The organism is Thermaerobacillus caldiproteolyticus (assembly GCF_015326725.1).
Lineage (GTDB): Bacteria > Bacillota > Bacilli > Bacillales > Anoxybacillaceae > Thermaerobacillus > Thermaerobacillus caldiproteolyticus.
This window is the reverse complement of record NZ_CP064060.1, coordinates 2,141,926-2,167,977: the sequence shown is the minus strand read 5'-3', so window position 1 is coordinate 2,167,977 and position 26,052 is coordinate 2,141,926. Positions and strand designations below refer to the sequence as shown.

Below are 26,052 nucleotides of genomic sequence, written 5' to 3'. Positions count from 1 at the left end.
TAAGGAAAAGTTTTCACGAAAGAGGGAGATGAATGATGACGATTGATCAAATTTGTACGATTGGCCCAGCTACTAACAATCCAGAAATGATTCGCGCACTTATGGAACACGGAATGACGATTGTACGTCTGAACCTGTCTCATGGGGATCATTTGGCTCATCGCCAAGTGATAGAAACTGTTCGTTCTTTCAACAAGCAGCTTGGAAAGCAAGTGAAAATTTTAGGCGATTTACAAGGTCCGAAAATTCGTCTCGGAGAAATCAAAGAGGGAAAAGCCGTCCTTCAAAAAGGAGAGACATTTGTGTTGTGGACGACTCTATGCATGGGGACGGAGAAGGAGGCGAGTGTTGACTACCCGAATATAGTCAACGATGTAAAAGTAGGAACGAAGATATTAGTTAATGATGGGGAAGTAGAGCTTGTTGCTAGGCGGGTTACCAATCAGTATGTTGAAACTGAGGTAGTCAGAGGCGGAACCATTGGAAGCAGGAAAAGCGTGAACCTCCCTGGTGCAAAGCTATCGATCCCTGCATTAACGGAGAAAGATAAGCGTGATTTGCAATTTTTGCTGGATGAACAAGTCGAAATGATTGCTTGTTCGTTTGTCAGAGAAGCTGATCATGTCCGTGACATCCGTGATATAATTTCTTCTTTCAGCTGCACTTGTCCTATGGTGATTGCGAAAATCGAAACATTAGAAGCAGTAAGAAATTTTACTGATATTCGCAACGAAGCGGATGGCATTATGATTGCGCGCGGAGATTTGGGAGTGGAGTTGCCGTTTGCTTGGGTACCTTTGTTACAAAAGGCAATGATTTATGAGTGCAATCGCTTTAATACGTATGTTATTACCGCGACACAAATGTTGCAGTCCATGATCGAACATGAAAGGCCGACTCGCGCTGAAGTGACCGATATTTTTCAAGCGGTGCTAGATGGGACAAATGCGGTGATGTTATCAGCGGAAAGCGCATCCGGAAAGCATCCGATTGAAAGTGTCACAACATTGAAAACGATTAGTTCATTTGCGGAAAACATGAAATGTGAAGCGCCATTTGATTTTCAAGATATGATAAAACTGTTAGACACGGTATAAATGATTATGGGGAGAGGGGAGCATGACAAAATTTGAAGCATTTATTTTGGGGATGATCCAAGGGTTAACAGAATTTTTACCCATTAGCAGTACCGGTCATTTATATTTAGGAAGACATTTATTTGGCCTTGATGAAGCAGGCTTGTTTCTCGATACGATGCTTCATATTGGCACATTGTTAGCGGTGTTTGTCATTTATAAAGAGGAATTGCTTTATATTATTCGAAAGCCGTTTAGTAAATTAACGTTTTTACTAATTATTGGTACGATTCCTGCCGTTGTGATAGGTCTGTTATTCAAAGATTATTTTGAGGAAATCTCGAAAACGGGTGTAACGATTGGATGGGAGTTTTTAATTACCGGTATGTTTCTGTGGTTAGCTGATGGCGTCAAAAATGGATATAAACGAATGGATGATATTACTTATACGGATGCGCTTGTCATCGGTACGTTTCAAGCAGCCGCCATTTTTCCAGCAATTTCACGTTCGGGACTTACAATTGTCGGCGGATTGATTCGCAAGCTCGATCGGGAAACAGCTGCCTATTTTTCGTTTTTGTTATCAATCCCGGCAATTGCTGGAGCGATTGTATTGCAGTCTCTTGATTTATTAGAGGGGAAAGTGGAGGCGATCTCCGTTAGTGCGCTCGTTATCGGAGCAATATCTTCCGCATTATTTGGCTACGTAGCTGTACGATGGATGATTAATTACTTACAAAAGCATTCATTGAAGGGATTTGCTGTATATGTATGGGTTCTCGGTATCGTCGTTCTCACCTTCCAATTGACCGGAAGATTTTAAACACGGCCTATTAGAAAAGGTCGTGTTTTTTATTGATTGTCTTTTTTTCATTCGTTATATTTATTAATAGAGATCGATGATGATGCAGAAATGAGTTGAATGAGGGACAATGGTGAAAAAATTTTTCATACTTGCTGTTATTATTGCTATTGGTTTATTTTTAGTTCCATATAGCTTACCGCTTATTTTTGCGCTAATTACTGCGCTTTTATTAGAGCCTGCTGTGCAAAAGTTGCAGCGAAACTATCATTTAAAGCGAATTCATGCAGTGACGGCTGTTTTCTCCCTATTTCTTATCATGTTTGGATTTGTTTCTTACTTTATGGTAGTCATTCTTGTTCAACAATTTATGACGTTTTCGCAAAAATTGCCATCTTTTTTAGCGGAAACAACCGAAGTAGTCAATCGCTTTATCCAAACATGGGAATCGTATTCCAGTTCGATTCCAAAAGAAATTATCTCATCATTAGAAAATAGCGTAGAAACAATTAAAAATTTACTTCTTGAATTTGCGACAAACTTGACTCAATCGATTATTCACTACATTACGATGGTTCCAGAGTTTGTCATACACTTTTTAGTTTATTTAGTCGCGTTGTTTTTAATTAGTTTAGATTTGCCAAGGTTAAAAGCGGGAGTCAAAAAGCATTTATCGCCTCGTACGGAAGAGAGAGTAACGTTTATTGTCACACAGTTAAGTAAAGCGGGAATTGGTTTCATCAAAGCGCAATTTTTATTAAGTGTCATTACTTTTTTACTCGCACTAGGCGGACTTTTGCTTTTAAAAGTAGACTACGCTGTCATTTTGTCACTTCTCATTGTTATTGTTGATATTTTACCGATTTTGGGAACTGGTTCCGTTCTTGTTCCGTGGGGAATCATTAGTATCGCAAACGGTAACGAAACGCTCGGGATTGGGCTCATTATTTTATTTGTCGTGATTACAGTTATCCGGCGGATTATTGAGCCAAAAATTTTCTCATCAAATTTAGGCATTACACCTTTAGCCGCGTTAGTCAGTGTGTATTTGGGCTTTCAGCTACTAGGATTTATCGGTCTTTTCCTTGGTCCAGCACTTGTTATTATTATGGAAGCGATGATCAAAGCAGGAGTGATTAAATTTTCATTTAAGTTGTGATAAACAAAGGAGAGGTAAGTCACTTTCCTGCAAGGTTTCACCAAAGAAACGTTTAGAGCAGGCTAGCTACTGAGCTACATAAAGTCTTTCTTGTTCCATTCATGCTTTTATGAAGTATTGCGCAGTTGCTATATAATTTGTTAATTAAAAAGAGCTGACGGGAACTCCGTCAGCTCTTTACTCATTTTTGCTTTGGTTGTTTGGTAAAATCAAAATTTCGACACGGCGATTCTTCATCCGTCCTTCTGCTGTGTCGTTGGAAGCTACAGGCTTAAATTCACCGTATCCTTTTGCGCTAAACCAGCGTGGGTCTAGCTGTTTGTTTTCTAATAAAAGCTTCATAAAATTGACAGCACGCATGACGCTCAATTCCCAGTTTGAAGAAAATTTGGAATTGCGAATTGGCACATTGTCCGTATGTCCACTGACAATAATATTGCGTGGTGGATTCATGACAAGAAGGCGAGAAATTTCTTTAGCCAACTTTTGATCCTGTGGCCGCACATCTGCACTTCCTGAATCAAATAAGATGTCATTTAGGATGGTAATCAGTAACCCTTCCTCTGTCAACGTCGTTTTTAATTCGCCGGTTAAATGTTGCTTTTCAATATATTGATTAATTTTTGCCTGAATTTCTTGCAGTTCTTTTTGTTCTTGCCGCTGTTGTTCGTTTTGTTGCTGTTTTTTCTTGTTTATCGATTGCGACTGAGGCTGCTCTTCTTCAATCGGGCTTGGAAAATCAAAAACACCGATTCCCCCCGATATGGCACTATTAAACGAACGGGCAATCTCTTCGAATTTTTTCTGATCAAGCTGACTACTGGCAAATAGGACGATAAACAGCGCCAACAAAAGCGTCAATAAATCCGCATACGGAATGAGCCATGTTTCATCAATATGATCTTCATGATGATGCTTCTTTTTTTTACTCATCTTGTTTCTCTCCCTGTTCCATGATTCGTTTTCGTTCGCTTTCCGGGAGATACGAAGCTAACTTTTGCTCGATAGCGCGAGGAGCTTGTCCCTCTAAAATCGAAAGCACTCCCTCAATCATTACTTGACGTATTTTTACTTCCTCTTTTGATTTTCGTTTGAGCTTATTGGCAAATGGGTGCCACAATACATAACCGGTAAAAATACCCATTAATGTCGCGACGAATGCGGCACTGATCGCATGACCAAGCTCACTTACATTGTCCATATTTCCTAACGCGGCAATTAAACCAACAACCGCTCCAAGTACCCCGAGAGTCGGAGCGTATGTACCTGCTTGAGTAAAAATCGCTGCATTGGCTTGATGGCGTTCTTCCATTGCTGCAATCTCTTCGGTCATCACATCGCGGATAAAATCCTGGGTTTGTCCGTCGATCGCCAAGTTTAATCCATTGCGTAAAAACGGATCTTCGATTTCCGATACTTTTGCCTCTAATGCCAATAATCCTTCGCGGCGTGCAATATTCGCCCATTCTACAAACATTGGAATTAATTCTTCAATCGTAGGAATGTTTTGCTCTTTAAAGATGACACCAAATAGTTTAGGTACTTTTTTTATGTCGCGTGTTGGAAAGGCAATCGTGACTGCCGCTGCGGTTCCAACAAGAATAATCAAAATCGCCGCAGGGTTAATTAATACGCTTGGGCTGACTCCTTTAAAATACATTCCCACCCCTACAGCAATAATGCCAAGTATAATTCCAATAATAGATGTTTTGTCCAATGTAATCCCTCCGTTACTTGTAAAAATTAGCTGTTAGGTGTTGTGGCTGTGTTTGATTTCTACTATATTCTTATAATCAATCCAGATTTATCATATAATTAATCCAAGGAATTGAAAAGGGAATTTGGTATGAGTCAAAAATAAAAGGCTGTTCCTTTCATCGCCTTTTGCCTTGAAAGGACAGCCTGTTTCCCTTTATACTTTTTTCAATTTAAAGGTTCCCACCATTAAAAACGATAAAATCATGATGAAGAAAATAAAAAATTGTGGAGGAAAATAATGAATGGTTAAATAACTTAATGTAAGCAGTACTCCGGCAGCTGTAATTGGGAGTCCCGAAAAATATCCATTGTTTTCACTGATGTTAAATCGTGCCAAACGAAACGCACCGCATCCAATATATAAAATGGTGAAAAATGAACCGGGAGCGCCAAATTCGTGCAACAAACTTTGATATATCAATAGTGCTGGAGCCACACCAAATGATATAATATCACTCATTGAGTCCAATTGTTTGCCGAGTTCTGATTCAATATTTAATTTTCTTGCGACTGTTCCATCAAATCGATCGGCTAAGGCAGCTAAAAAGATGAGTAGTAAACTGACATTGAACTGCCCTTTCATCGTAAATAAAACAGAAAAACCGCCTAGGCAAAGGTTGGTTAATGTCAATACGTTTGCTGTATGTGCCTTTAACTTTTTCAGTGTATGATCGAGATAGTCTGATAAAAACATTTCTCCTCACTCCTTTTTCGCACTAAACGCGACAAAAAAATCTACTTCAATTATAATCATTTTATTTATAATATGAAAAGTAGTAAAGATGACTTGAGACATAAATTGGAGGGAACTTGTTTGTTAAAATGGTTGTATCGCTTTATGATTGAATTAACGAATCACTCATTTTCTTCAAAAATGATCGCCTTTTTTACGAAATCGCGGTTAAGTGCCATTCTCATTCCATCTTATGCTAAAATTTATCAAATTAACCAAGAAGAGATGGAAAAAAGTTTACACCATTATGAAACACTGCAGCAATTATTTATTCGCAAACTAAAGGCTGGGGCAAGGCCAATTGATCAAACAGCCAACAGCATTATTAGCCCCGTTGATGCAGTCATTGAAGATATCGGTACAGTTAGCGAAAACAAAGAAATCATCGTGAAAGGAAAAACGTACTCCATTCAAGAAATGCTTGGAAGCGACAGCGCTGCTGAAAAATATTTAAATGGATTGTTTATTATTTTGTATTTAAGCCCAAGTCATTATCACCGAATTCATAGCCCAATATCTGGAGTCGTTACGCGGCAGTGGTCGCTTGGTCATAAATCCTATCCTGTCAATCAGCTTGGGTTAAAGTATGGAAAAAAGCCATTATCTAAAAATTATCGAATGATTACGGAAGTGAATGCCAGAGGAAGGAATATAGCCATCGTGAAAATTGGAGCGATGTTTGTTAACAGCATCGAATTAACCCATCCGAATGACCACCTTGTTAAAGGAGAAGAAATGGCGTATTTTTCGTTTGGTTCTACAGTCGTATTGTTATTTGAAAAAGATAGTATGGAGCTTGATTCAAGAATCACGGCTCCGATGGCTATTAAGGTTGGGGAACGAATCGGCTATTTAAAATAAATAAAAAAAGAGCCCTGTGGCTCGAATTTGTATCTTATGAGGAAAGTCTGATTCTATGTCCTAATGAACGTCGGAGAATTTCTCTTTTAATCAATTCGATAAATTCAGGGCTTAACTTGAGCTCTTTTGCTTTATAGTACGATTCAATTAGCAACTCATCCGATAAATTTTTCATGCCGAGAAACCTCCTTTAACGATGGAATAGAATTTGAAATCAATACATATAATGGTAAGTTACCTTTAATGTAACACGTTTAAACATGTAGAACAATCGTTCTGTTATCCACAGTGCTTAGTGGATAACATGTGGAAAATGTGTTTATAAAACACAGGAAAGTAGATATAGTATGTGTGAATAATGTGGGTAAACTTATCCACAGTTTGTGAAAAAGAAGAAGTTTGTCGAAAAATTTTTTAGTCTTGTATATATTTGTAAAACTTTGTTTTGAAACGATATAAAAAATTATGTATGATGGTTAAAGGCTGAATGTGAAAAAAGAAAGGTGAAGAGGGCGTGCTCAACTATTTTTTACCTAGTCAATATGCGAAGAGCGTTTTTGATATTACTCCAGAAATGCTAACAGAAAAAGGAGTTAAAGGGATTATTACCGATTTGGATAATACGCTTGTTGAATGGGATCGTCCGTCGGCTACACCGGAGCTTACGCAATGGTTTCAAAGTATGAAAAATGCGGGCATTAAGGTGATTATCGTATCAAATAATAACAAAAACCGCGTCCAATCATTTGCTGAACCGCTCGGTATCCCGTTTATATTTGAAGCAAGAAAACCGCTCACTCGCGGGTTTCAAAAGGCATTATATATGATGGATTTGCGAAAAGAGGAAGTTGTTGTCATTGGAGATCAACTGTTAACTGATGTGCTTGGAGGAAACCGTCTTGGTTTGCATACAATTTTAGTAGTGCCAGTTGCCCAAACTGACGGGCTATGGACGCGGTTGAACCGAAAAGTGGAACGGAAAATTTTAAATATAATGCGACGAAAAGGCATGATTTACTGGGAGGAATGATGGTGGAACAAGAAGTAATTCGCTGTATTGGTTGTGGAGTACAAATTCAAACAGAAGACGAAACAAAAGTGGGATATGCTCCTCCAGCTGCTTTGGAAAAAGAGGAAGTCATTTGTCAACGTTGTTTTCGTTTAAAACATTATAATGAGATTCAAGATGTCTCTTTAACCGATGACGATTTTTTAAAAATTTTACATGGAATCGGTCAAACAGATGCCCTTATTGTCAAAATCGTAGATATTTTTGATTTCAACGGAAGCTGGCTGCCGGGATTGCATCGTTTTGCTGGCAACAATCCGATTTTGCTTGTTGGCAACAAAGTTGACTTGCTTCCTAAATCAGTGAAATATCCGAAATTGATTAATTGGATGAGAAAATCCGCGAAGGATTTGGGATTAAAACCGGTTGATGTTTGTTTAATTAGTGCAGTCAAAGGAATTGGGATGCGTCAAGTGATGGAGATGATTGACCACTACCGCTCGGGCAAAGATGTGTATGTGGTCGGCTGCACGAACGTCGGAAAATCGACGTTTATTAACCGGATCATTCAAGAAGTGACTGGTGAAGGAAACGTGATTACAACGTCGTATTTTCCAGGAACGACGCTTGATGTTATCGAAATTCCGTTAGACGATGGTGCGGCCATTTATGATACACCAGGGATTATTAATCACCATCAAATGGCGCATTTTGTGGATAAAAAAGATTTAAAAGTGATTACTCCAAAGCGAGAAATTCATCCGAAAGTATATCAGCTTAATGAACAACAAACATTATTTTTCGGTGGACTTGCGCGGTTAGACTATATAAAAGGAGGACGCCGCTCGCTCGTTTGTTATTTTTCCAACGAGTTATTGATTCATCGAACAAAGCTAGAAAAGGCCGATGAACTTTATGCCAAACAGCGGGGAGAGCTATTGCAGCCGCCGCGCGCAGACTATATGGATGAGCTTCCGCCGCTAGTTGCCCATTCTTTTACGATTAAAGAAGCAAAAACAGATATTGTCTTTTCTGGACTTGGATGGGTGACTTGTAATGAGCCTGGAGCACAAGTGAAGGCGTATGTTCCAAAAGGAGTTAGTGTATTCATGAGAAAATCGCTTATTTAAAGCAAAGTACGTGTTGGGGGAAGAGGAGAATGAGAAAGTTATACGCGTTAATTGGGTGCCCTGTGCAACATTCGCTCTCACCGCTTATGCATAACGATGCGTTTCACCAGCTAGGAATAGAGGCATACTATCATGCATTCCATGTCGAGAGAGAGCAGTTAGAAGAAGCGGTAAAAGGAATAAAGGCGCTCGGCATTTCGGGAATAAACGTTACCATCCCACATAAAACTGCGGTTATTCCGTTCTTAGATGAGGTAGATGAAACGGCGCGACGTATCGGAGCGGTCAACACGATTGTGAATGAAAATGGCCGACTAATCGGTTATAATACAGACGGTCCCGGTTTTGTGCGCGCATTGCAGGAAGAAGTAAAAGTAGAAGTGGCAGGAAAACGTATTTTGCTCATTGGGGCAGGTGGAGCAGCAAGAGGAATTTATTTTACGCTTGTTCACTGCGGGGCAGAGCGGATTGACATTTGCAATCGTACTGTTTCTAAAGCCCAGGAACTGATTGCTGAATCCGATGTTGCGATTGCTTCCGCCGCTTACTCGTTGCAGGAAGCTGAGGAGCGCTTGGGAGATTATGATATACTCATTAACACAACATCAGTCGGGCTGTATCCGCACGTGGATGAGATGCCGATTTCGCTTGCGAATATGAAGGAAGGGACGGTCGTGAGCGATATTATTTATAATCCATTAGAAACGAAATGGCTTCAAGAAGCGCGCACGAGAAAGGCGATTGTACAAAATGGAGTCGGAATGTTTGTATATCAAGGAGCGTTAGCTTTTGAAAAATGGACAGGGATTTTTCCAAATGTTCAACGGATGAAACAAATTGTTATTCAACACTTGGAGGGAAACAATGTTAACAGGTAAGCAAAAACGTTTTTTACGAGCAAAAGCTCATCATTTGAAGCCGATTTTTCAAGTAGGAAAAGGCGGAGTTAATGAGAACATGATCAAGCAAATTGTTGATGCGTTAGAAGCGCGTGAACTCATTAAAGTGAGTGTGCTGCAAAATTGCGAAGATGATCGAAATGTTGTGGCTGAACAGCTTGCTGCTGGTGCTAGCGCGGAGCTCGTCCAAACGATCGGCAATACGATCGTCTTGTATAAAGAATCAAAGGAGAACAAACAAATCATCTTACCGAAATAAACGAACAGTTGGCTGACAAGGGGAGGGAACAAATGAAGAAAATCGGAATTTTCGGGGGGACGTTTGATCCGCCGCATTACGGTCATTTATTAATGGCAAATGAGGTGTTACACGCCTTGCACTTATCGGAAATTTGGTTTATGCCAAACCATATCCCTCCTCATAAGCAGCATGAACAAGTGACATGCAGCGAAGACCGATTGCATATGCTTCAACTGGCGATTGCTGATCATCCGCAGTTTAAAATCGAAACGATCGAGTTGCAACGGGAAGGACCTTCTTATACGTATGACACGATGAGTCAATTAAAAGCCATTTACCCCAATAACGAGTTTTATTTTATCATCGGTGCAGATATGGTGGAATATTTGCCGAATTGGTATTATATTGATCGACTCGTTGAATTAGTCACGTTTGTTGGAGTGAAACGCCCCGGCTTTTCACTGAAAACATCATATCCGCTTATTGAAGTGGAAATCCCTGAATTTGCTGTTTCATCATCGCTCATTCGTGAGCGAATGAAACATGGAAGAAGCATTCGTTATTTAGTACCGGAACAAGTGAGATTGTATATTGAGGAGAAGAAGCTCTATGGAACGTCATGAAGCGTTAGCTATTGTAAAACAACAATTAACAGAACATCGTTACCAACATACGCTTGGTGTGATGGAAACAGCGATACAGCTAGCCAAACGGTATGGTGCCGATGTAAAAAAAGCGGAATTAGCCGCGATTTTTCACGATTATGCGAAGTTTCGTCCGAAAGAGGAAATGAAACGAATCATTTTAGAGCAAAATATGCCAAACGATTTACTTTATTATAATACAGAGCTTTGGCATGCTCCGGTTGGAGCTTACTTAGTCAAAACGGAAGCCGGTATTCAAGACGAAGAGATTTTAAATGCGATTCGCTACCATACGTCTGGCCGTGCGAATATGACGTTGCTTGAAAAAATTGTGTATGTTGCTGATTATATCGAACCGGGGCGCATTTTTCCGGGGGTAGATGAAGTGCGCGAATTGGCACAACAAGATTTAGATAAAGCGCTTATAAAAGCATTGCAAAACACGATTCAGTTTTTGTTGAAAAAGAATCAATTGATTTACCCGGATACGATCCATACGTACAATTCACTGATCATGACTATAAAGGGGGAACCACGTGAATGACGGAACGAGATATTTTACGTGTCGCTGTTCGAGCTGCAGATGAAAAAAAGGCAGAGGATATCGTTGCGTTGAACATGAAAGGCATCTCGCTTGTGGCGGATTATTTTATGATTTGTCACGGGAATTCAGAAAAGCAAGTACAAGCTATTGCGCGGGAAATTAAAGAGAAAGCAGAAGAAAACGACATTCCTGTCAAACGTTTGGAAGGATTTGACGAGGCGAAGTGGATTTTAGTCGATTTAGGAGACGTAGTCGCTCATGTCTTTCATAAAGATGAGCGCAGCTATTACAACCTAGAGCGTCTGTGGGGAGATGCACCGCTTGAGGATGTAGCGAGTGATTTACAACAATGACCTATGAATCATTTGCCTATTGGTACGATGAGTTAATGAAAGAGGCACCGTATGACTCGTGGCAAGCGTTTGTAAAGAGCAAAATTAAAATGTATGGACGAACAAAAACAAAGCGCTTGCTTGATGTTGGATGTGGAACTGGAGAGTTAGCGATTCGTCTAGCGAAGGACGGATTCGATGTTACTGGTGTAGATCTATCAGAAAACATGCTCGCTGTTGCGCAAGCAAAAGCGGAGAAACAGCATATATCAGTGCAATTTTTTCAGCAAAATATGACGGAATTAGAAGGATTTTCACCGTTTGATTGTGCGATGATTTTTTGTGATTCACTGAACTATTTACAACATGAAATGGAAGTGCAGCAAACCTTTTCGCGCATTTACGAGCTGTTACATGAAGGTGGGTTATTATTATTTGACGTTCACTCCACTTATAAAATGGATCACATTTTTCAAGATGCAACATTTACAAGCAACGATGAGGAGATTAGTTATATTTGGACATGCTATCCTCTTGAAGAGGAACATAGCGTCGAGCATGAATTAACGTTTTTCGTTCGTGAAAAAAACGGAAAATATGAGCGGTACGATGAAGTGCATGTTCAGCGTACATATGACGTTGAACAATATAAACAATGGCTTGTCTCTGCTGGGTTTACAGTGCTTGAAGTAACAGCCGATTTTACGGACGAACCGCCAAGCGATATGGCGGAGAGAATTTTCTTTGTTGCCAAAAAATAAGCTGTCCGAATGTCTGAACGAATCCGTGTCCGCATGACACGGATTCGTTCAAAATCCGGATAACTTTTTTATTTAAGCAGGATTTTTCATTTTTTTAGCGAATTTCATGATTAAATTGCTGTTGGATTTTCGCTACTTCTTCGTGAAATTTTGCGTGCGTTTTTTCAAACACATGTTCAAACAGTTCCCCAAGTTCGGCTTCTAATACCGCAATTCCTTCACCGGTAATTCCGCCTTTCACGCATACTTTTTCCTGTAGTGTCGAAAGCGTATATACGTTCTTTTTCAATAATTCCCCTAAGCCAATAATCATGTCGCTTGCGAGCATTGTTGCTTGCTCCCTTGTAATCGCTGTTTTTTGTACAGCTGCTTCGATAAAACGCTGAAGCAAGTAGCTAAAAAAAGCAGGACCGCAGCTGGCAATATCCGAAGCTATTCGTGTAATTTTATCATCAATATAGGAAGGTGTAGAAATGCTTTGAAATAAACGCTCAATATATGCTCGATAATGAGCCGCACAACGGTTTCCAAATGTAATCATTGAACTCCCGGAAAGTGCTCGGTTGGTAATGCTAGGAATGACACGTGCAACATGACATGGAACGACCGACTCAAGTTGCTGAACGGTAATCGGGCTTGTGATCGAAACGATACAATGCTTTTCGGTCCAATACGAAGATAATCGTTCTAAAAGGGGGTGAATGTCCAATGGCTTCACGCATAGAAACACAATGGTTGCCTGTTGCACTAGCTCCTCAGTGTTCGGGGTGACTTGTATTTTTTGGAATTTACGCTGGATCTCGAGAGCTTTTTCGATTGTACGGTTCGTAATCAAAAGGTCTTCTTCTGCTACTGCTTTCGACTCCAAAAACGCTTCAATTAAAATCCTTCCCATATTTCCCGTACCAATCATTCCGATTTTCACGTTTTGCTCCCCCCTCCTTTATTGTGATGACCGATATCCCTCTCTTAAACGATATGTATGAAGAATTGCCAAGGTTTATGACATATTTTGAAAGGATGGTTGCTGATGTGGCAAACGATAAAAAAATATGACAAACGGTGGTTGCTTGTGATGGCAGTTATACTTGTTGCGATCGTTATTTTGATGAGGAGCAACGAGCAGAAACAAGATCAAGCATTTTCTCATGTAATAGATGCACCAGAGGAAGCAACATATGAAGAAAATAAAGAAAAACAAAAAGAGACGAGCATCGTATTTGTCGATGTGAAAGGAGCGGTTGTCCGCCCGGGAGTATATGAAGTGACAGGAACTGCTCGTATAAAAGATGTCATTGCGATGGCGGGAGGATTTACAAAAGAAGCCGACCAAGCAAAAGTGAATTTAGCAGCGAAAATTCATGATGAAATGATGATCTATGTTCCAACGCGCGGGGAAGAAAATGTGTCAATGGCGGCAGCAGTGAATGCGTCAGCGTCCTCAGAAACGACGAAAATAGACATTAATACAGCTTCGCTTGAAGAAATTCAACAGCTCCAAGGGATCGGGCCGACAAAAGCGGCAGCGATTATCGCGTACCGTGAAGAGCATGGACCTTTTCGAAAAATCGAAGACTTGTTGAAGGTAACAGGAATTGGTGAGAAATCACTTGAAAAAATGAAAGAGCAAATCATCATTCGGTGACGGCGTTGACGCGCTGAGAGCATGTCATTAAACTAAGGTTGTATACGTAATGATAATGGGGGAGAAGCACGATGGAACGAATTACATGGGATCAATATTTTATGGCACAAAGTCATTTACTCGCATTGCGCAGCACGTGCACGCGATTAGCGGTCGGGGCGACGATCGTCCGCGATAAACGGATTATTGCTGGAGGATATAATGGCTCTATTGCTGGCGGCGCTCATTGTATTGATGAAGGCTGTTATGTCATTGATAATCATTGTGTCCGCACGATTCATGCGGAAATGAATGCGATTATTCAGTGTGCAAAATTCGGAGTGCCGACAGAAGGGGCAGAAATATATGTTACTCATTTTCCATGTTTGCACTGCTGTAAAGCGATTATTCAAAGTGGTATTCGCGCCGTATATTACGCTCAAGATTATAAAAATCATCCGTATGCTCTTGAACTTTTTCAACAAGCGAATGTGCGTGTCGAGCAAGTACCATTTAATGCTGAAATATTATCACTTCTACAAAAATGAAGAAACAAGGGCCCCTACTTGTCTATTTATTGGCAGAAAAGTAGGGGCAATAAAAGGAGATTGAAAAGCGATGAAAGACAATCTCATTTACATGGCTGTGGCTGCCATAGGAGGCATTGCACTGGGATATAGTCAGCCAAGTCTGTTTAGTTTCTTGCTTTTGTCCGTTTATAGTTTTTTTCTTTTTGTTCGGAAGAGACAGCTCTTTTTTCTATGCGCGATAACAACGGTTGGCTTTTATTTATATATGATATATACAGATAGTCACAATCGTACGATTCTTTCCGAAAAAATGAATGATTTTTCTATTCGTCTTATCGCACCGATTACGATTGATGGTGACCGATTAAAAACGATTGTCAAAACGAAGCAGCACGAAAACGTGCAGCTTATTTACGTGATTAAAACTGAACAAGAAAAGAAGCAGCTTTCCATGTTAACGCTTGGCATGGTATGCTCGGTGAAAGGAACGTTGGAACGTCCTCAGCGGTCACGAAATCCGTATGCGTTTGATTATCAGCAATATTTACGATTTCAGCATATTCACTGGTTACTAAAGCCTCACTCGTTTTCTCCTCATCATTGCCGCAATACACCACGCACGTGGTATGAAACATTGCTTTCGATTAGGCAAAAAGGACTTGATGATATCAAACAATATTTTCCCGCGTCAACGGTCGGAATTGTGCAAGCACTTGTGTATGGTGAACGGTCTCAAATGGATGATTCGCTTCTTGAAGGGTATCAACAGCTTGGCTTAGTACATTTATTAGCTATTTCTGGGTCACATGTCACCTTGCTTGTTGGAGCGTGCTTTTATTTCCTCATTCGCTTTACGACAAGGGAAACAGCAACGATTCTTCTCCTTATCCTTCTTCCCGTTTATACAGTTATGACCGGGGCATCACCTTCTGTTATTCGCGCTTCATTCATGGCGATGATTGTCTTATTTGCTGCTTACAAAAAAATAGCGATATCTCCTCTTGATGTGCTCTGTTTGACATGTATGGCCATGCTTATCTTACAACCGTATGCGTTATTTCAAGCAGGATTTCAATTGTCATTCATTGTTTCGTTTGCGTTAATTGTATCTTTGCCCTGCATTTTACAGTTTTCTGCCTCCTTAGCACGTCTTATTGTCACGACCCTCATTGCTCAAGTGAGCGCACTTCCTTTTCTGTTATATCACTTTTTTGAATTTTCCCTTTTCAGTTTTCCGCTCAATATCGCGTTTGTTCCACTTTATTCCTTTATTATCTTACCTCTTTCTCTGTTGTCTCTGGGTGTACATTACGTATACGCGCCAGCTAGTTCGCCGTTTGTATGGGCGTTAGAACGAGTGATTACGATTTCCAACGATTGTGTGACGTTTTTCTCCTCTCATGCCCCGCTCTCGATAGTTCTTGGAAGACCATCTCCGTTTTTGCTTGTTTGCTATGGTATCGCAATTGTATTAGCTTTTATACGTCTGGAAAACAAGCGATATGATGGATTTTTATATGTGTTAATCGCTATTTTCTGTCACGCTGTATCTCCATACATTGATCGTTATGGGGAAGTGGTGATCGTAGACGTTGGACAAGGAGATTGCATATATATAGAGCTGCCGCATCGAAAAGGTGTGTATCTGATCGATACAGGAGGAATGCTTTCATTTTCAAAAGAGCAGTGGCAAATGCGTCAACACGAATGGGAAGTAGGAAAAGATGTCGTCATTCCGTTTTTAAAAGGGAACGGTGTTCGTCATATCGATAAATTGCTCATTACTCACGGAGATTATGACCATATGGGAGCAGCCAAGAGCATAATGAATGATGTACCAGTAAAACAACTGGTCATTGGAAAAGGGGGAACGAGAAATTCACTGCAAGCGGAGCTTGTTGATGTTGCGAAGGAGAAACATATCGCGGTGAAAGAAGTAGAAAGGGGAGATAGTTGGTATGTGAACGACTTCCGATTTTATATATTAAATCCGTCCACACAATCGCAAGAAACCGATGATAATAACAACTCCATTGTTTTATATACAAAACTTGGGGGGCTATCATGGTTGTTCACAGGAGATTTAGAGGAAAAAGGAGAGGAACAACTGATGGAAGCGTTCCCACAATTGCGCGTCAACGTTTTAAAAGTAGGACATCACGGGAGCGATACTTCAACAAAAGAACCATTGTTACAAGCCATTCAACCGGACATCGCTCTCATCTCTGTTGGAAAACAAAACCGTTATCACCATCCTCATCCGGATGTTATCAAGCGGTTGCAGGCACACGGCATAACGATATGGCGGACCGACCAAAATGGCGCGATTCGGTTTTTATATACGAAAAAAAGAGGAACCTTTGCAGTTATGCTGCCATAGCATAATATCAAGAGTGATGAAAAAGAGACTGCGCTTCCGCAATCCCTTTTACTTCGTGCGTATGTAGCCGATTACGAACCGAAAAATTTAACTAATGTAGCGATAATAAACATTGTTGCAAAAAAGCCGAATGAAACCATAAAACCGACCGCAGAGTCAACAGCATCGTTGCGTTTACTTTGCACGTCTTTTTCGAATTCGTTCATTTGTTACCCCTCCTCATGCAATCATTTTTAGTATAAGCGAAAAAGAAAAAAAAATCTATATCACATTGCTCATTTCCTACGTTGACAACAGTTAACACAAATACTTTGTTACGGGCGGGAAAATATAAAAATAACCGTTGACAAATAAGGTCCTAGGACTTATTTGTCAGCGTTTATATAAAGGGGGATCGGTTTCTTTCGTTAACCGATTCCCTTGTAAAAATGCAGAAAACGTTGTATCTTTTCATCATGAACGGTTGAAAAAAAGAAACGGAGCAGAGAAACATGGTGGTTGACTTTTGGGGAAAAATAAACAAACAACATTTATCTTCCCTCTACTTATTATATGGAACAGAGTCGTTTTTATTAAATGAAACATATGAACGAATCATTCGCATCGTTTTAAGTGAGGAAGAACGAGAATTTAATTTATCCATCTATGATTGCGAAGAAACGCCGGTAGAAGCAGCGATAGAAGATGCCGAAACGCTTCCGTTTTTTGGAGAAAAGCGGGTAGTACTAATAAAAAATCCTTATTTTTTAACAGCTGAAAAAGGAAAAGAAAAAATTGAGCATAATCTCAAAAAAATAGAAGCGTACATAGCTTCTCCATCACCTTTTTCTGTCGTGATTTTTGCCGGCTTGTACGAAAAATTAGATGAGAGAAAAAAACTAACAAAGCTGTTGTTGAACAATGCAGAAGTGTTTGTTGCCTCCTCATTGAATGAAAACGAGTTGCGTGAATGGATGAGGGAGCGACTGCAAAATCATGGAGTAGTCATGGATGAAGAAGCTATGGAGACATTGCTGCAACTGGCAGGAACGAATGTGATGTCGCTGGCAAATGAGCTTGACAAACTAGCGCTGTTTGTTGGACAAGGGGGAACAGTGACAAAAGAGACGGTGGAGATACTTGTTTCCCGCACGCTTGAACAAAACGTGTTTGCGTTAGTGGAAAAAGTCATCCAGCGCGATATGGCTGATGCGCTGCGAGTTTTTTACGATTTGCTTGAACTCAACGAAGAACCAATCAAAATTTTAGCGTTGCTTGCAAGCCAGTTTCGCCTTTTATATCAAGTAAAAGATCTTGCCGCAAAAGGGTATGGGCAGCAGCATATCGCTTCTTTGTTAAAAGTTCATCCGTTTCGTGTCAAACTGGCGATGAGTCAAGCCTCTTTATTTTCCGAACAAGAACTCATGCGGATGATTCACGATATTGCTGAGGCGGATTATCAGATGAAAAGCGGGGGAATGGATAAACGTTTAATCATCGAACTATTATTGATCAAATGGGGCAAAGAGCGTAAGTAAAAGCTCTTTGCTTTTTTATGTTGAACCAAAAAGAAAACGACCCTAAAAAAGGTCGTTTGTTTGAAGAAGGCGGTTATACAAGCCGCCTCATTTTTCTTGTTACGCCGTGATGCTGTTTAATTTTTTCGCTAGGCGAGATTTTTGACGGCTTGCTGTGTTTTTATGAATAAGCCCTTTGCTTGCCGCTTTGTCTAGCTTTTTCGAAGCGATAATAAATGCCTCTTGTGCTTTTTCAACATCTTTTAGCTCAACAAGCGCTTCGAATTTTTTGATCGCCGTGCGCATTGCAGATTTCATAGAAGCGTTATGAGCGCGGCGTTTGTTGCTTGTTTTCACACGCTTAATCGCTGATTTAATATTTGCCAATGTCTTTCACCTCCGTAAAGCTGTCCATATACATCATTGTCTTGCCATTTCAATGAATAGAGACATATCAAGAACAAATGATATTCTATCAAACAGAGTACAATTATGCAAGACTATTCAAGCAAAAATACTTTACTTAAACGAATGGACAGACGTGAGGAATGAAATGGTAAAAAAACGGTGACAATAGATGATAAATGATTTGGTGTGAAAGGAAGGAGTATATGGATCGTTCAGTCGACTTAAGCATGTATTCAGTACGAACCGATTTGGCAATTGAAGCGCACGAAATAGCCATTGAGGAACGATTGCAACAAAAAAGAGAAGCATCATCCCATATTGAAGGGGTGAGAATTCAGGATCGTGAGCTGGATGGCATTAAGTTATCCTATGTTGAAGTCACAGACGAAGGTTCGAAATCCATCGGCAAAAAAGCAGGAAAATATTTAACGATTGAAGCACAAGGGATTCGCGAACATGATACGGAGTTGCAAAAAAAGGTACAAGATGTGTTTGCAAAAGAATTTCATGCTTTTTTACAAAAATTGAACATTAATAAAGATGCAAGCTGTCTTGTTGTCGGCCTTGGCAATGACAACGTTACCCCGGATGCGCTTGGTCCGCTTGCCGTTGAAAATTTACTCATTACAAGACATTTATTTCATCTTCAACCAGAGAGCGTCGAAGAGGGATTTCGTCCTGTCAGCGCGATAGCTCCCGGTGTCATGGGAACGACGGGGATTGAGACAAGCGACATTATTCGAGGCGTTGTAGAAAAAACAAAGCCGGATTTTGTCATTGTCATAGATGCATTAGCGGCGCGTTCTATTGAGCGTGTCAACGCCACCATTCAAATTTCTGATACGGGCATTCATCCGGGATCCGGAGTGGGAAATAAACGAAAAGAATTGAGCCAAGAAACATTAGGAATCCCGGTCATTTCTATTGGCATACCGACCGTGGTAGATGCCGTCTCTATTACCAGTGATACGATTGATTTTATCTTAAAGCACTTCGGGAGGGAAATGCGCGAAGGTCATCGTCCATCTAGTGCCCTTGCGCCGGCGGGATGGACGTTTGGAAAGAGAAAAACGTTGACTGAGGAGGATATGCCATCAGAAGCACAGCGCTCTACGTTCTTAGGAATGATTGGGACGCTAAGCGATGAAGAAAAGCGGAAGCTGATTCACGAAGTGCTCGCGCCGCTTGGCCATAATTTAATGGTTACTCCAAAAGAAGTCGATATGTTTATTGAAGATATGGCTAATTTGCTAGCAAGCGGTCTCAATGCTGCGCTGCATGAGCAAATTGACCAAGGTAATACCGGCGCTTATACACATTAGAAAAAAGTTGTTCTATCTTTTCCGGCTTGGCCATACGTTAAATTAGTAGACAAGCTTGGAAAGGGTGAGAACATGAAAAGATTTCGTTCTCAGCAAATGATTGTAACTGTTCATGGGACGAGCTTAAAAAAAATGATGGTATTAGCGGTTTTAGGATGTATGATGATGTTTATTTTGATCGGATTAATGACTTCGTTAAAGCCGGAATACCGAATTTCTTCTTCTTCCGTCAACAATGTAACGAACCATTTTCCAGAAGAAATGTTCGTTCATGTACTTAGTTTTGAAAATCATTATTTTTCACAAGGGTTACCAAAAGAACAGCAAAAAACAAATTATTCATCTGTATTGTTTCGCATGGCAACAAGTATTAATCCAGACGACCCTCGCAGTTTACTCGGAGGGGAATTGCCGGGATTTGCGCTCTATGATAGCAAAATTATTGTCGCTGGGGAGGGAACGGATTATACGAACATGCCGTACGAATCGGCACCGCCGCTTGAAGTAATGCTTGCGGAACGGGAAGCTTCACTTGAAAGCTTACATCAGGCAGATAAAGACAATGAGGAAAAACCAGTGCCGCCACCAAAAATGACAACCGGCGGAAAAAAGGTAGTGTACATTTATCAGACACATACATATGAATCCTATTTGCCTGCTTTGAAGGGAGTAACCGATCCCGATTTAGCATTCCACCGTACCGTTAACGTCACAAAAGTAGGACAAAAGCTAGCGGAAGAAATGGAAAAGCGCGGTATCGGGGCGGAAGAGAGCAATGTCGATATTCAGAAAAAATTAGCGGAAAAAGGAATGAAATATTATCAATCCTATGATATGTCGAGAGAAACGGTAGTCGAAGCAATGGCACATAACCGCGATTTACAATATTTCATCGATATTCATCGTGACTCACGAAGACGAAAATACACGACCGTAACGATTAACGGAGTCGATTATGCCCGCATTGCTTTTATTATTGGTGGGGAAAATGCGAAATACGAGAAAAACTTGCAGTTAGCAACGGAACTCCATCGTTTATTACAGAAAAAGTATCCTGGTCTTAGCCGGGGAGTTATTGAGAAAAAAGGAGCAGGAACGAACGGGAAATTTAATCAAGATTTATCAGAAAATGCGATTCTTGTTGAGATTGGCGGTGTCGACAACACATTTCAGGAATTATTCCGTACCGCCACCGCTTTAGCAGATGTATTCAGCGAATATTATTGGCAAGCAGAAAAAGTTCAAGCACCTGCACCGTCTCAAAAACAGTAAGGAGCGGAATTGTCATGGTGAAATTTACAATTCAGTTTTTCGCTGCTGTTGCTCTTCTCTTTTTTGGTGTTTTACTGGGAATGCAGCAAGCGAGTGAAGGATTACAAAAAATGAAAGGATACAACGATCCGTCGTTGCCGACGGTGTTTCACTTTTCTGAAGGTGGACAAGGAGAATTAGAAGCCTCGATTATGGGGAATAAAGTCAAAGTAGAAACGTTTGATGAAAAAAAAGAAAAACTCAACCATATAAAGACATTAAATGTATTTTCCGAGCTTGGCAAACGATTAGCAGACGCTGTCCACTCCTCTATTGAACAGTTTCTTTCTTTGGTAAATCAGCTGCTTGGAAAATAAGGTCGGGCAAGTCCCGACTTTTTTTGTGATATAAGAATTCATATCTTGCTTCCTTTTGGAGGAGAATGGTTCAGCTCAGCTCGTAACGTATCTGCTGCTTGAATCAACTTCTTCGCTGACATGCGACGAGTCATCGCAGGAACAGTGTCTGAAAAATAACCTTTTTCCGTTGTTTTGTCTAGTTCTCTTGTGCCAAATAATCTTCTCAAGCACTTCCTTCAGGCGAAGAACATTTAGCTTTGAGGGAGCTAGGATGCGACATTTCGCCGCTGCCCACAGGACGCGGGCAGCTTTTAGACGAAATTGGGCCGCCAAACATTTCTCGTCGGAAGAACATTTTCCTTCGCTGTTAAGCGCTCGCCTTCGCTTTTCTTCATTCGATGATTGAATCTTATCGATTGTGTTGCTATAATCGAAGCTAGTGTAGTCTCGGCATGACAGTAGGAGTGAAAAAAATGAACCGTGAAGAAAGATTAAAAAGACGAGAAAAAATTCGAAACTTTTCTATTATCGCTCATATCGACCATGGGAAATCGACACTAGCTGACCGCATCCTGGAAAAAACAGGTGCGCTTTCTCAGCGAGAAATGAAAGAGCAAATGCTAGATTCGATGGAACTCGAACGAGAGCGCGGCATTACGATTAAATTAAATGCTGTTCAATTGAAATATAAAGCGAAAAATGGGGAAGAGTACATTTTTCATTTAATTGATACGCCTGGCCATGTCGATTTTACGTACGAGGTATCGCGCAGCCTAGCGGCTTGTGAAGGAGCGATTCTCGTTGTCGACGCCGCTCAGGGAATCGAGGCGCAAACGTTAGCGAACGTCTATTTAGCGTTAGATAATAACTTAGAAATTTTACCTGTTATTAATAAAATCGATTTACCGAGCGCGGAGCCGGAGCGTGTTCGTCAAGAAATTGAAGACGTCATCGGTTTAGATGCGTCGGAAGCGGTGCTAGCTTCGGCAAAGGCAGGAATCGGCATTGACGAAATTTTAGAGCAAATCGTCGAAAAAATTCCGGCGCCAACCGGCGACCCAGATGCGCCACTAAAAGCGCTCATTTTTGACTCATATTACGATTCGTATCGCGGTGTCGTTGCGTACATTCGCGTTGTCGAAGGAACGGTAAAGCCGGGGCAAAAGATTAAAATGATGGCGACGGGAAAAGAATTTGAAGTCATTGAAGTTGGCGTATTTACGCCAAAGCCGAAATTAGTCGATGAGTTAACGGTTGGGGATGTTGGCTTTTTAACGGCTTCGATTAAAAATGTGAGCGACACGCGCGTCGGGGATACGATTACCGATGCGAAAAATCCGGCAACGGAGCCGTTGCCAGGATACCGACGGTTAAATCCAATGGTATTCTGTGGTATGTACCCAATTGATACAGCCCGGTATAACGATTTGCGCGAGGCGCTTGAAAAATTGCAGCTCAACGATGCGGCGTTGCAATTTGAACCAGAAACGTCACAAGCGCTCGGTTTTGGATTCCGATGCGGCTTTTTAGGTCTATTGCACATGGAAATTATTCAAGAGCGCATTGAACGTGAATTTAACATCGACTTAATTACAACAGCGCCAAGCGTTGTGTATAAAGTATATTTAACCGATGGGACTGAAGTCCAAGTCGACAATCCATCCAACATGCCAGACCCGCAAAAAATTGATCGCGTCGAAGAACCATATGTCAAAGCAACAATTATGGTGCCGAACGATTACGTTGGGGCGGTCATGGAATTATGTCAAAGCAAGCGCGGCAATTTTGTTGACATGCAATATTTAGATGAAAAGCGGGTCAGCTTAATTTACGATATCCCTCTATCTGAGATCGTGTACGATTTCTTTGACATTTTAAAATCAAGCACAAAAGGCTATGCGTCATTTGATTATGAATTAATCGGCTACAAACCTTCGAAGCTGGTGAAAATGGACATTCTTCTAAACGGTGAAAAGGTCGATGCGCTCTCCTTTATTGTTCACCGTGACTCTGCGTACGAACGCGGCAAGGTAATCGTGGAAAAGTTAAAAGATTTAATTCCGCGTCAACAATTTGAAGTGCCTGTTCAGGCAGCGATTGGAAATAAAATTATTGCACGCTCGACTATTAAAGCGTTACGCAAAAACGTATTAGCGAAATGTTACGGCGGTGACGTTTCTCGTAAACGTAAGCTTCTTGAAAAGCAAAAAGAAGGGAAAAAGCGCATGAAACAAGTTGGTTCTGTCGAAGTCCCACAAGAAGCGTTTATGGCCGTACTAAAAATGGATGATAAAAAATAAGAAAGTAACAAGGCTGTCTCCTCGTTCGATGAGATAGCCTTGTTTTTATGATACAAAAGGAGCGATATACGTTGATAAAAGCAGCCTATTTTCATATCCCTTTCTGCTCACATATTTGTCATTATTGCGATTTTAATAAAGTGTTTTTCAAAGGACAACCCGTTGACGAATATTTGCAGGCGATGGAAAAAGAAATGAAACATACGATGGAAGCCTTCCCGACGGATCAGCTAGACACGCTGTTTGTCGGTGGGGGGACGCCAACGGTATTAGAGATGAAGCAGCTTGATTTTTTTCTCAACAGTATCCATAAGTATTTTCCATTTACTGTCGGAGAAGTCGAGTTCACGTTTGAAGCTAATCCAAATGAACTTTCGAAAGAAAAACTGCGGATGCTAAAAGAAGCAGGGGTCAACCGTCTCAGCTTCGGTGTGCAAACATTTAATGATGAACTATTACAAACTATCGGACGCACTCATTGTGAGCATGATGTGATCCGAACCATTGAAATGGCAAAGGAAGTCGGTTTTACAAATATTAGTATTGATTTGATGTACGGCCTTCCGGGGCAAACGCTGGAGCAGTTTCGTGATACGCTGGAAAAGGCATTTTCTCTTGATATTCAACATATTTCCGCCTATTCACTGATCGTTGAACCAAAAACGGTATTTTATAATTTAATGAAAAAGGGTAAGCTTCTGCTACCAAGTCAAGAAGAGGAAGCAGAAATGTACGAAGAAGCGATGAAACAGATGGAAATGCACGGCTATCAGCAATACGAAATTAGCAATTATGCGTGTCCTGGTTTTGAAAGTCGCCATAATCTTACGTATTGGAATAATGAAGAATATTACGGAATTGGTGCCGGTGCCCACAGTTATGTGAACGGAACACGCAATGTCAACGCCGGGCCGTTAAAGAAATATATTCAGTTGATTGAACAAACCCATTTCCCGTATATCGAAAGTCATACGTTGACATTGGAGGAAAAAATGGAAGAGGAAATGTTTTTAGGGCTGCGAAAAACGGAAGGGGTGTCCAAACAACAGTTTGCGCAGAAATTTCATCGTTCCCTTCATGATGTATTTGCTGAACCGGTTGCAACGGAAACACAAAAAGGATTATTAGAAGAAACGGAAACTCACGTTCGTCTTACTCATCGCGGCAAATTGCTCGGGAACGAGGTATTTCAAGCGTTTATCGGCATAATCTAAACGTTGACATTCTCCTGTAGATTTGATACTTTAATAATAGATTTAGCACTCAATTTGTCCGAGTGCTAACAGAGGTGATGGTAGTTGTTAACTGATCGCCAATTGCTTATTTTACAAGTAATTATCGATGATTTTATTCGTTCTGGGCAGCCTGTTGGTTCTCGGACGCTATCAAAAAAAGAAGAGATTTCGTTCAGCTCAGCAACAATTCGGAATGAAATGGCAGATTTAGAAGAGTTGGGATATATTGAAAAAACGCATATTTCATCCGGGCGGGTACCATCGGAAAAAGGTTATCGCTATTATGTCGATCACCTATTGTCACCGCAACGATTGACACAAGAAGACATAAAAAAAATCAAATCTATTTTCGCTGAACGAATTTATGAATTGGAAAAAATTGTCCAAAAATCAGCTCGAATTTTATCTGATTTGACAAATTATACGTCAATCGTCCTTGGACCAGCAGTAAAGGACAATAAGCTAAAACGAATCCAAATCATTCCGCTCAATAAGGAAACAGCTGTTGCGATTATTGTGACAGATACCGGACATGTCGAAAATCGCGTTATTACGGTTCCGGCTTCGGTGAACGCTTCCGATTTAGAAAAAATGGTGAACATCTTAAACGAGCGTTTATTAGGGGTTCCGCTTATTGAGCTAAAAGATAAAATTTATAAAGAAGTGGCCAACGTATTGCGCACTCATATTCGCAACTATGATAGCATGCTAAAAACGATTGCTGACACGCTTGACGTGCCTCAAGAAGAGAAAATGTTCTTTGCTGGAAAAACGAACATGTTGATCCAGCCGGAATTTAGCGATATTCAAAAGGTTCGTTCACTGATGATGATGATCGAACAAGAAAAAGATTTTTACCGTTTGTTGCGCAAACATAGCAAAAAAGGCATTCAAGTGACGATTGGACGCGAAAATCAGTTAAGTGGCATGGAGAACTGCAGCCTGATTACTGCGACGTACTCAGTTGGCGAAGAGCAGCTAGGAACGATTGCGATTCTTGGTCCAACACGCATGGAATACTCCCGAGTCATTACGATTTTAAATCGAGTTGCTTCCGACTTATCCACCGTGTTAACGGATTGGTATCAAAACAATTAGCATTGGTCATATTGGATAATGGATGGATGGTGTTGTCCTATCCATCCTTTCCTTGTGACGATTACATACATACAGCCCTACTTATTTAAGGGAGGTGAAA

Annotated in this window: 30 protein-coding genes; 22 read left to right on the top strand and 8 right to left on the bottom strand. The window is 40.6% G+C overall.

Going from position 1 to position 26,052, the window contains the following annotated elements; translation table 11 throughout:
* Nucleotides 1-35 precede the first annotated feature (35 nt).
* From pyk to ytvI, 3 genes are all read left to right on the top strand, one after another.
* Nucleotides 36-1,097 carry a pyruvate kinase gene (gene pyk / locus ISX45_RS10890; protein ID WP_194520685.1) on the top strand — a complete coding sequence of 354 codons (1,062 nt, stop codon included), beginning with the start codon at nucleotides 36-38 and terminating at the stop codon, nucleotides 1,095-1,097.
* A gap of 22 nt (nucleotides 1,098-1,119) precedes the next feature.
* Entirely contained in the window at nucleotides 1,120-1,899 is a 780-nt protein-coding gene (locus tag ISX45_RS10885; protein ID WP_194518967.1) for an undecaprenyl-diphosphate phosphatase, read from the top strand.
* Between the two features lie 109 nt (nucleotides 1,900-2,008).
* A complete protein-coding gene (ytvI, locus tag ISX45_RS10880) occupies nucleotides 2,009-3,037 on the top strand; it encodes a sporulation integral membrane protein YtvI (protein WP_220129352.1) in 1,029 nt (342 codons plus the stop codon).
* 177 nt (nucleotides 3,038-3,214) lie between these two features.
* Here ytvI and motB read toward each other — a convergent pair whose 3' ends face one another.
* From motB to pssA, 3 genes are all read right to left on the bottom strand, one after another.
* The gene (gene motB, locus ISX45_RS10875; protein WP_194518966.1) at nucleotides 3,215-3,970 is read right to left on the bottom strand and encodes a flagellar motor protein MotB; all 756 of its coding nucleotides are present in this window, start codon (nucleotides 3,968-3,970) and stop codon (nucleotides 3,215-3,217) included.
* Nucleotides 3,963-4,754, bottom strand: coding sequence for a flagellar motor stator protein MotA (gene motA, locus ISX45_RS10870; protein ID WP_181554486.1), 792 nt, complete (start codon nucleotides 4,752-4,754; stop codon nucleotides 3,963-3,965). The genes motB and motA overlap by 8 nt, the downstream gene beginning before the upstream one ends.
* A gap of 195 nt (nucleotides 4,755-4,949) precedes the next feature.
* A complete protein-coding gene (gene pssA / locus ISX45_RS10865; RefSeq protein ID WP_194518965.1) occupies nucleotides 4,950-5,489 on the bottom strand; it encodes a CDP-diacylglycerol--serine O-phosphatidyltransferase in 540 nt (179 codons plus the stop codon).
* A gap of 120 nt (nucleotides 5,490-5,609) precedes the next feature.
* Between pssA and ISX45_RS10860 the strand changes: the two genes are divergently transcribed.
* Nucleotides 5,610-6,389, top strand: coding sequence for a phosphatidylserine decarboxylase (locus ISX45_RS10860; RefSeq protein WP_181554484.1), 780 nt, complete (start codon nucleotides 5,610-5,612; stop codon nucleotides 6,387-6,389).
* A gap of 34 nt (nucleotides 6,390-6,423) precedes the next feature.
* On the opposite strand, the gene ISX45_RS10855 is transcribed toward ISX45_RS10860, so the two are convergent.
* Entirely contained in the window at nucleotides 6,424-6,564 is a 141-nt protein-coding gene (locus ISX45_RS10855) for a sporulation histidine kinase inhibitor Sda (RefSeq protein ID WP_181554483.1), read from the bottom strand.
* Nucleotides 6,565-6,903: 339 nt separating this feature from the next.
* Between ISX45_RS10855 and ISX45_RS10850 the strand changes: the two genes are divergently transcribed.
* Genes ISX45_RS10850 through ISX45_RS10815 form a run of 8 tightly spaced genes read left to right on the top strand, consistent with a single transcriptional unit; the run spans nucleotide 6,904 to nucleotide 11,949 of the window.
* Nucleotides 6,904-7,419: a YqeG family HAD IIIA-type phosphatase gene (locus ISX45_RS10850; RefSeq protein WP_194518964.1), complete on the top strand. Its 516-nt coding sequence runs from the start codon at nucleotides 6,904-6,906 to the stop codon at nucleotides 7,417-7,419.
* On the top strand, nucleotides 7,419-8,528 hold the full coding sequence (yqeH, locus tag ISX45_RS10845; RefSeq protein ID WP_220129351.1) for a ribosome biogenesis GTPase YqeH: 1,110 nt from the start codon (nucleotides 7,419-7,421) through the stop codon (nucleotides 8,526-8,528). The genes ISX45_RS10850 and yqeH overlap by 1 nt, the downstream gene beginning before the upstream one ends.
* Before the next feature lie 29 nt (nucleotides 8,529-8,557).
* On the top strand, nucleotides 8,558-9,406 hold the full coding sequence (aroE, locus tag ISX45_RS10840; RefSeq protein WP_181554480.1) for a shikimate dehydrogenase: 849 nt from the start codon (nucleotides 8,558-8,560) through the stop codon (nucleotides 9,404-9,406).
* Nucleotides 9,393-9,686 (top strand): ribosome assembly RNA-binding protein YhbY, encoded by a 294-nt coding sequence (gene yhbY, locus ISX45_RS10835; RefSeq protein ID WP_181554479.1) that lies wholly within the window; start codon nucleotides 9,393-9,395, stop codon nucleotides 9,684-9,686. Before aroE ends, yhbY begins: the two co-directional genes overlap by 14 nt.
* A 32-nt stretch (nucleotides 9,687-9,718) precedes the next feature.
* Complete coding sequence (locus ISX45_RS10830) at nucleotides 9,719-10,291, top strand: nicotinate-nucleotide adenylyltransferase (protein WP_194518963.1); 573 nt, start codon at nucleotides 9,719-9,721, stop codon at nucleotides 10,289-10,291.
* The gene (gene yqeK, locus ISX45_RS10825) at nucleotides 10,278-10,856 is read left to right on the top strand and encodes a bis(5'-nucleosyl)-tetraphosphatase (symmetrical) YqeK (protein ID WP_181554477.1); all 579 of its coding nucleotides are present in this window, start codon (nucleotides 10,278-10,280) and stop codon (nucleotides 10,854-10,856) included. Before ISX45_RS10830 ends, yqeK begins: the two co-directional genes overlap by 14 nt.
* Entirely contained in the window at nucleotides 10,853-11,209 is a 357-nt protein-coding gene (gene rsfS, locus ISX45_RS10820; protein WP_181554476.1) for a ribosome silencing factor, read from the top strand. The genes yqeK and rsfS overlap by 4 nt, the downstream gene beginning before the upstream one ends.
* Entirely contained in the window at nucleotides 11,206-11,949 is a 744-nt protein-coding gene (locus tag ISX45_RS10815) for a class I SAM-dependent DNA methyltransferase (RefSeq protein ID WP_181554475.1), read from the top strand. The genes rsfS and ISX45_RS10815 overlap by 4 nt, the downstream gene beginning before the upstream one ends.
* A 94-nt stretch (nucleotides 11,950-12,043) precedes the next feature.
* Here the strand turns inward: ISX45_RS10815 and comER are convergent, their stop codons facing one another.
* A complete protein-coding gene (comER, locus tag ISX45_RS10810; protein WP_194518962.1) occupies nucleotides 12,044-12,874 on the bottom strand; it encodes a late competence protein ComER in 831 nt (276 codons plus the stop codon).
* A gap of 105 nt (nucleotides 12,875-12,979) precedes the next feature.
* On the opposite strand from comER, the gene ISX45_RS10805 reads away from it, so the two are divergent.
* The 3 genes from ISX45_RS10805 (at nucleotide 12,980) to ISX45_RS10795 (ending at nucleotide 16,483) form a co-directional block, all read left to right on the top strand.
* Nucleotides 12,980-13,594: a helix-hairpin-helix domain-containing protein gene (locus ISX45_RS10805; protein ID WP_194518961.1), complete on the top strand. Its 615-nt coding sequence runs from the start codon at nucleotides 12,980-12,982 to the stop codon at nucleotides 13,592-13,594.
* 71 nt (nucleotides 13,595-13,665) lie between these two features.
* Entirely contained in the window at nucleotides 13,666-14,121 is a 456-nt protein-coding gene (locus tag ISX45_RS10800) for a ComE operon protein 2 (protein WP_181554472.1), read from the top strand.
* Nucleotides 14,122-14,191: 70 nt separating this feature from the next.
* Nucleotides 14,192-16,483, top strand: coding sequence for a DNA internalization-related competence protein ComEC/Rec2 (locus ISX45_RS10795; protein ID WP_194518960.1), 2,292 nt, complete (start codon nucleotides 14,192-14,194; stop codon nucleotides 16,481-16,483).
* A 71-nt stretch (nucleotides 16,484-16,554) separates the two neighbouring features.
* Here ISX45_RS10795 and ISX45_RS10790 read toward each other — a convergent pair whose 3' ends face one another.
* Nucleotides 16,555-16,689, bottom strand: coding sequence for a YqzM family protein (locus tag ISX45_RS10790; RefSeq protein ID WP_181554470.1), 135 nt, complete (start codon nucleotides 16,687-16,689; stop codon nucleotides 16,555-16,557).
* A 285-nt stretch (nucleotides 16,690-16,974) separates the two neighbouring features.
* Here ISX45_RS10790 and holA point away from each other — a divergent pair, with 285 nt between their 5' ends.
* Nucleotides 16,975-18,000, top strand: a complete 1,026-nt coding sequence (holA, locus tag ISX45_RS10785; protein ID WP_181554469.1) for a DNA polymerase III subunit delta — start codon at nucleotides 16,975-16,977, stop codon at nucleotides 17,998-18,000.
* A 99-nt stretch (nucleotides 18,001-18,099) separates the two neighbouring features.
* Here holA and rpsT read toward each other — a convergent pair whose 3' ends face one another.
* Nucleotides 18,100-18,366, bottom strand: coding sequence for a 30S ribosomal protein S20 (gene rpsT / locus ISX45_RS10780; protein WP_181554468.1), 267 nt, complete (start codon nucleotides 18,364-18,366; stop codon nucleotides 18,100-18,102).
* Nucleotides 18,367-18,590: 224 nt separating this feature from the next.
* On the opposite strand from rpsT, the gene gpr reads away from it, so the two are divergent.
* The 3 genes from gpr (at nucleotide 18,591) to ISX45_RS10765 (ending at nucleotide 21,337) form a co-directional block, all read left to right on the top strand.
* Nucleotides 18,591-19,709 (top strand): GPR endopeptidase, encoded by a 1,119-nt coding sequence (gpr, locus tag ISX45_RS10775; protein ID WP_181554467.1) that lies wholly within the window; start codon nucleotides 18,591-18,593, stop codon nucleotides 19,707-19,709.
* Nucleotides 19,710-19,781: 72 nt separating this feature from the next.
* Nucleotides 19,782-20,981 (top strand): stage II sporulation protein P, encoded by a 1,200-nt coding sequence (spoIIP, locus tag ISX45_RS10770; protein ID WP_181554466.1) that lies wholly within the window; start codon nucleotides 19,782-19,784, stop codon nucleotides 20,979-20,981.
* A gap of 14 nt (nucleotides 20,982-20,995) precedes the next feature.
* Nucleotides 20,996-21,337, top strand: coding sequence for a YqxA family protein (locus tag ISX45_RS10765; protein ID WP_181554465.1), 342 nt, complete (start codon nucleotides 20,996-20,998; stop codon nucleotides 21,335-21,337).
* Nucleotides 21,338-21,375: 38 nt separating this feature from the next.
* On the opposite strand, the gene ISX45_RS10760 is transcribed toward ISX45_RS10765, so the two are convergent.
* Complete coding sequence (locus ISX45_RS10760; RefSeq protein WP_181554464.1) at nucleotides 21,376-21,546, bottom strand: hypothetical protein; 171 nt, start codon at nucleotides 21,544-21,546, stop codon at nucleotides 21,376-21,378.
* Nucleotides 21,547-21,792: 246 nt separating this feature from the next.
* Between ISX45_RS10760 and lepA the strand changes: the two genes are divergently transcribed.
* The 3 genes from lepA to hrcA all read left to right on the top strand — a co-directional run bounded on the left by lepA (nucleotide 21,793) and on the right by hrcA (nucleotide 25,952).
* Nucleotides 21,793-23,619, top strand: a complete 1,827-nt coding sequence (lepA, locus tag ISX45_RS10755; protein WP_181554463.1) for a translation elongation factor 4 — start codon at nucleotides 21,793-21,795, stop codon at nucleotides 23,617-23,619.
* Nucleotides 23,620-23,690: 71 nt separating this feature from the next.
* Entirely contained in the window at nucleotides 23,691-24,833 is a 1,143-nt protein-coding gene (hemW, locus tag ISX45_RS10750; protein ID WP_194518959.1) for a radical SAM family heme chaperone HemW, read from the top strand.
* Nucleotides 24,834-24,917: 84 nt separating this feature from the next.
* On the top strand, nucleotides 24,918-25,952 hold the full coding sequence (gene hrcA, locus ISX45_RS10745; protein WP_181554461.1) for a heat-inducible transcriptional repressor HrcA: 1,035 nt from the start codon (nucleotides 24,918-24,920) through the stop codon (nucleotides 25,950-25,952).
* Nucleotides 25,953-26,052 lie beyond the last annotated feature (100 nt).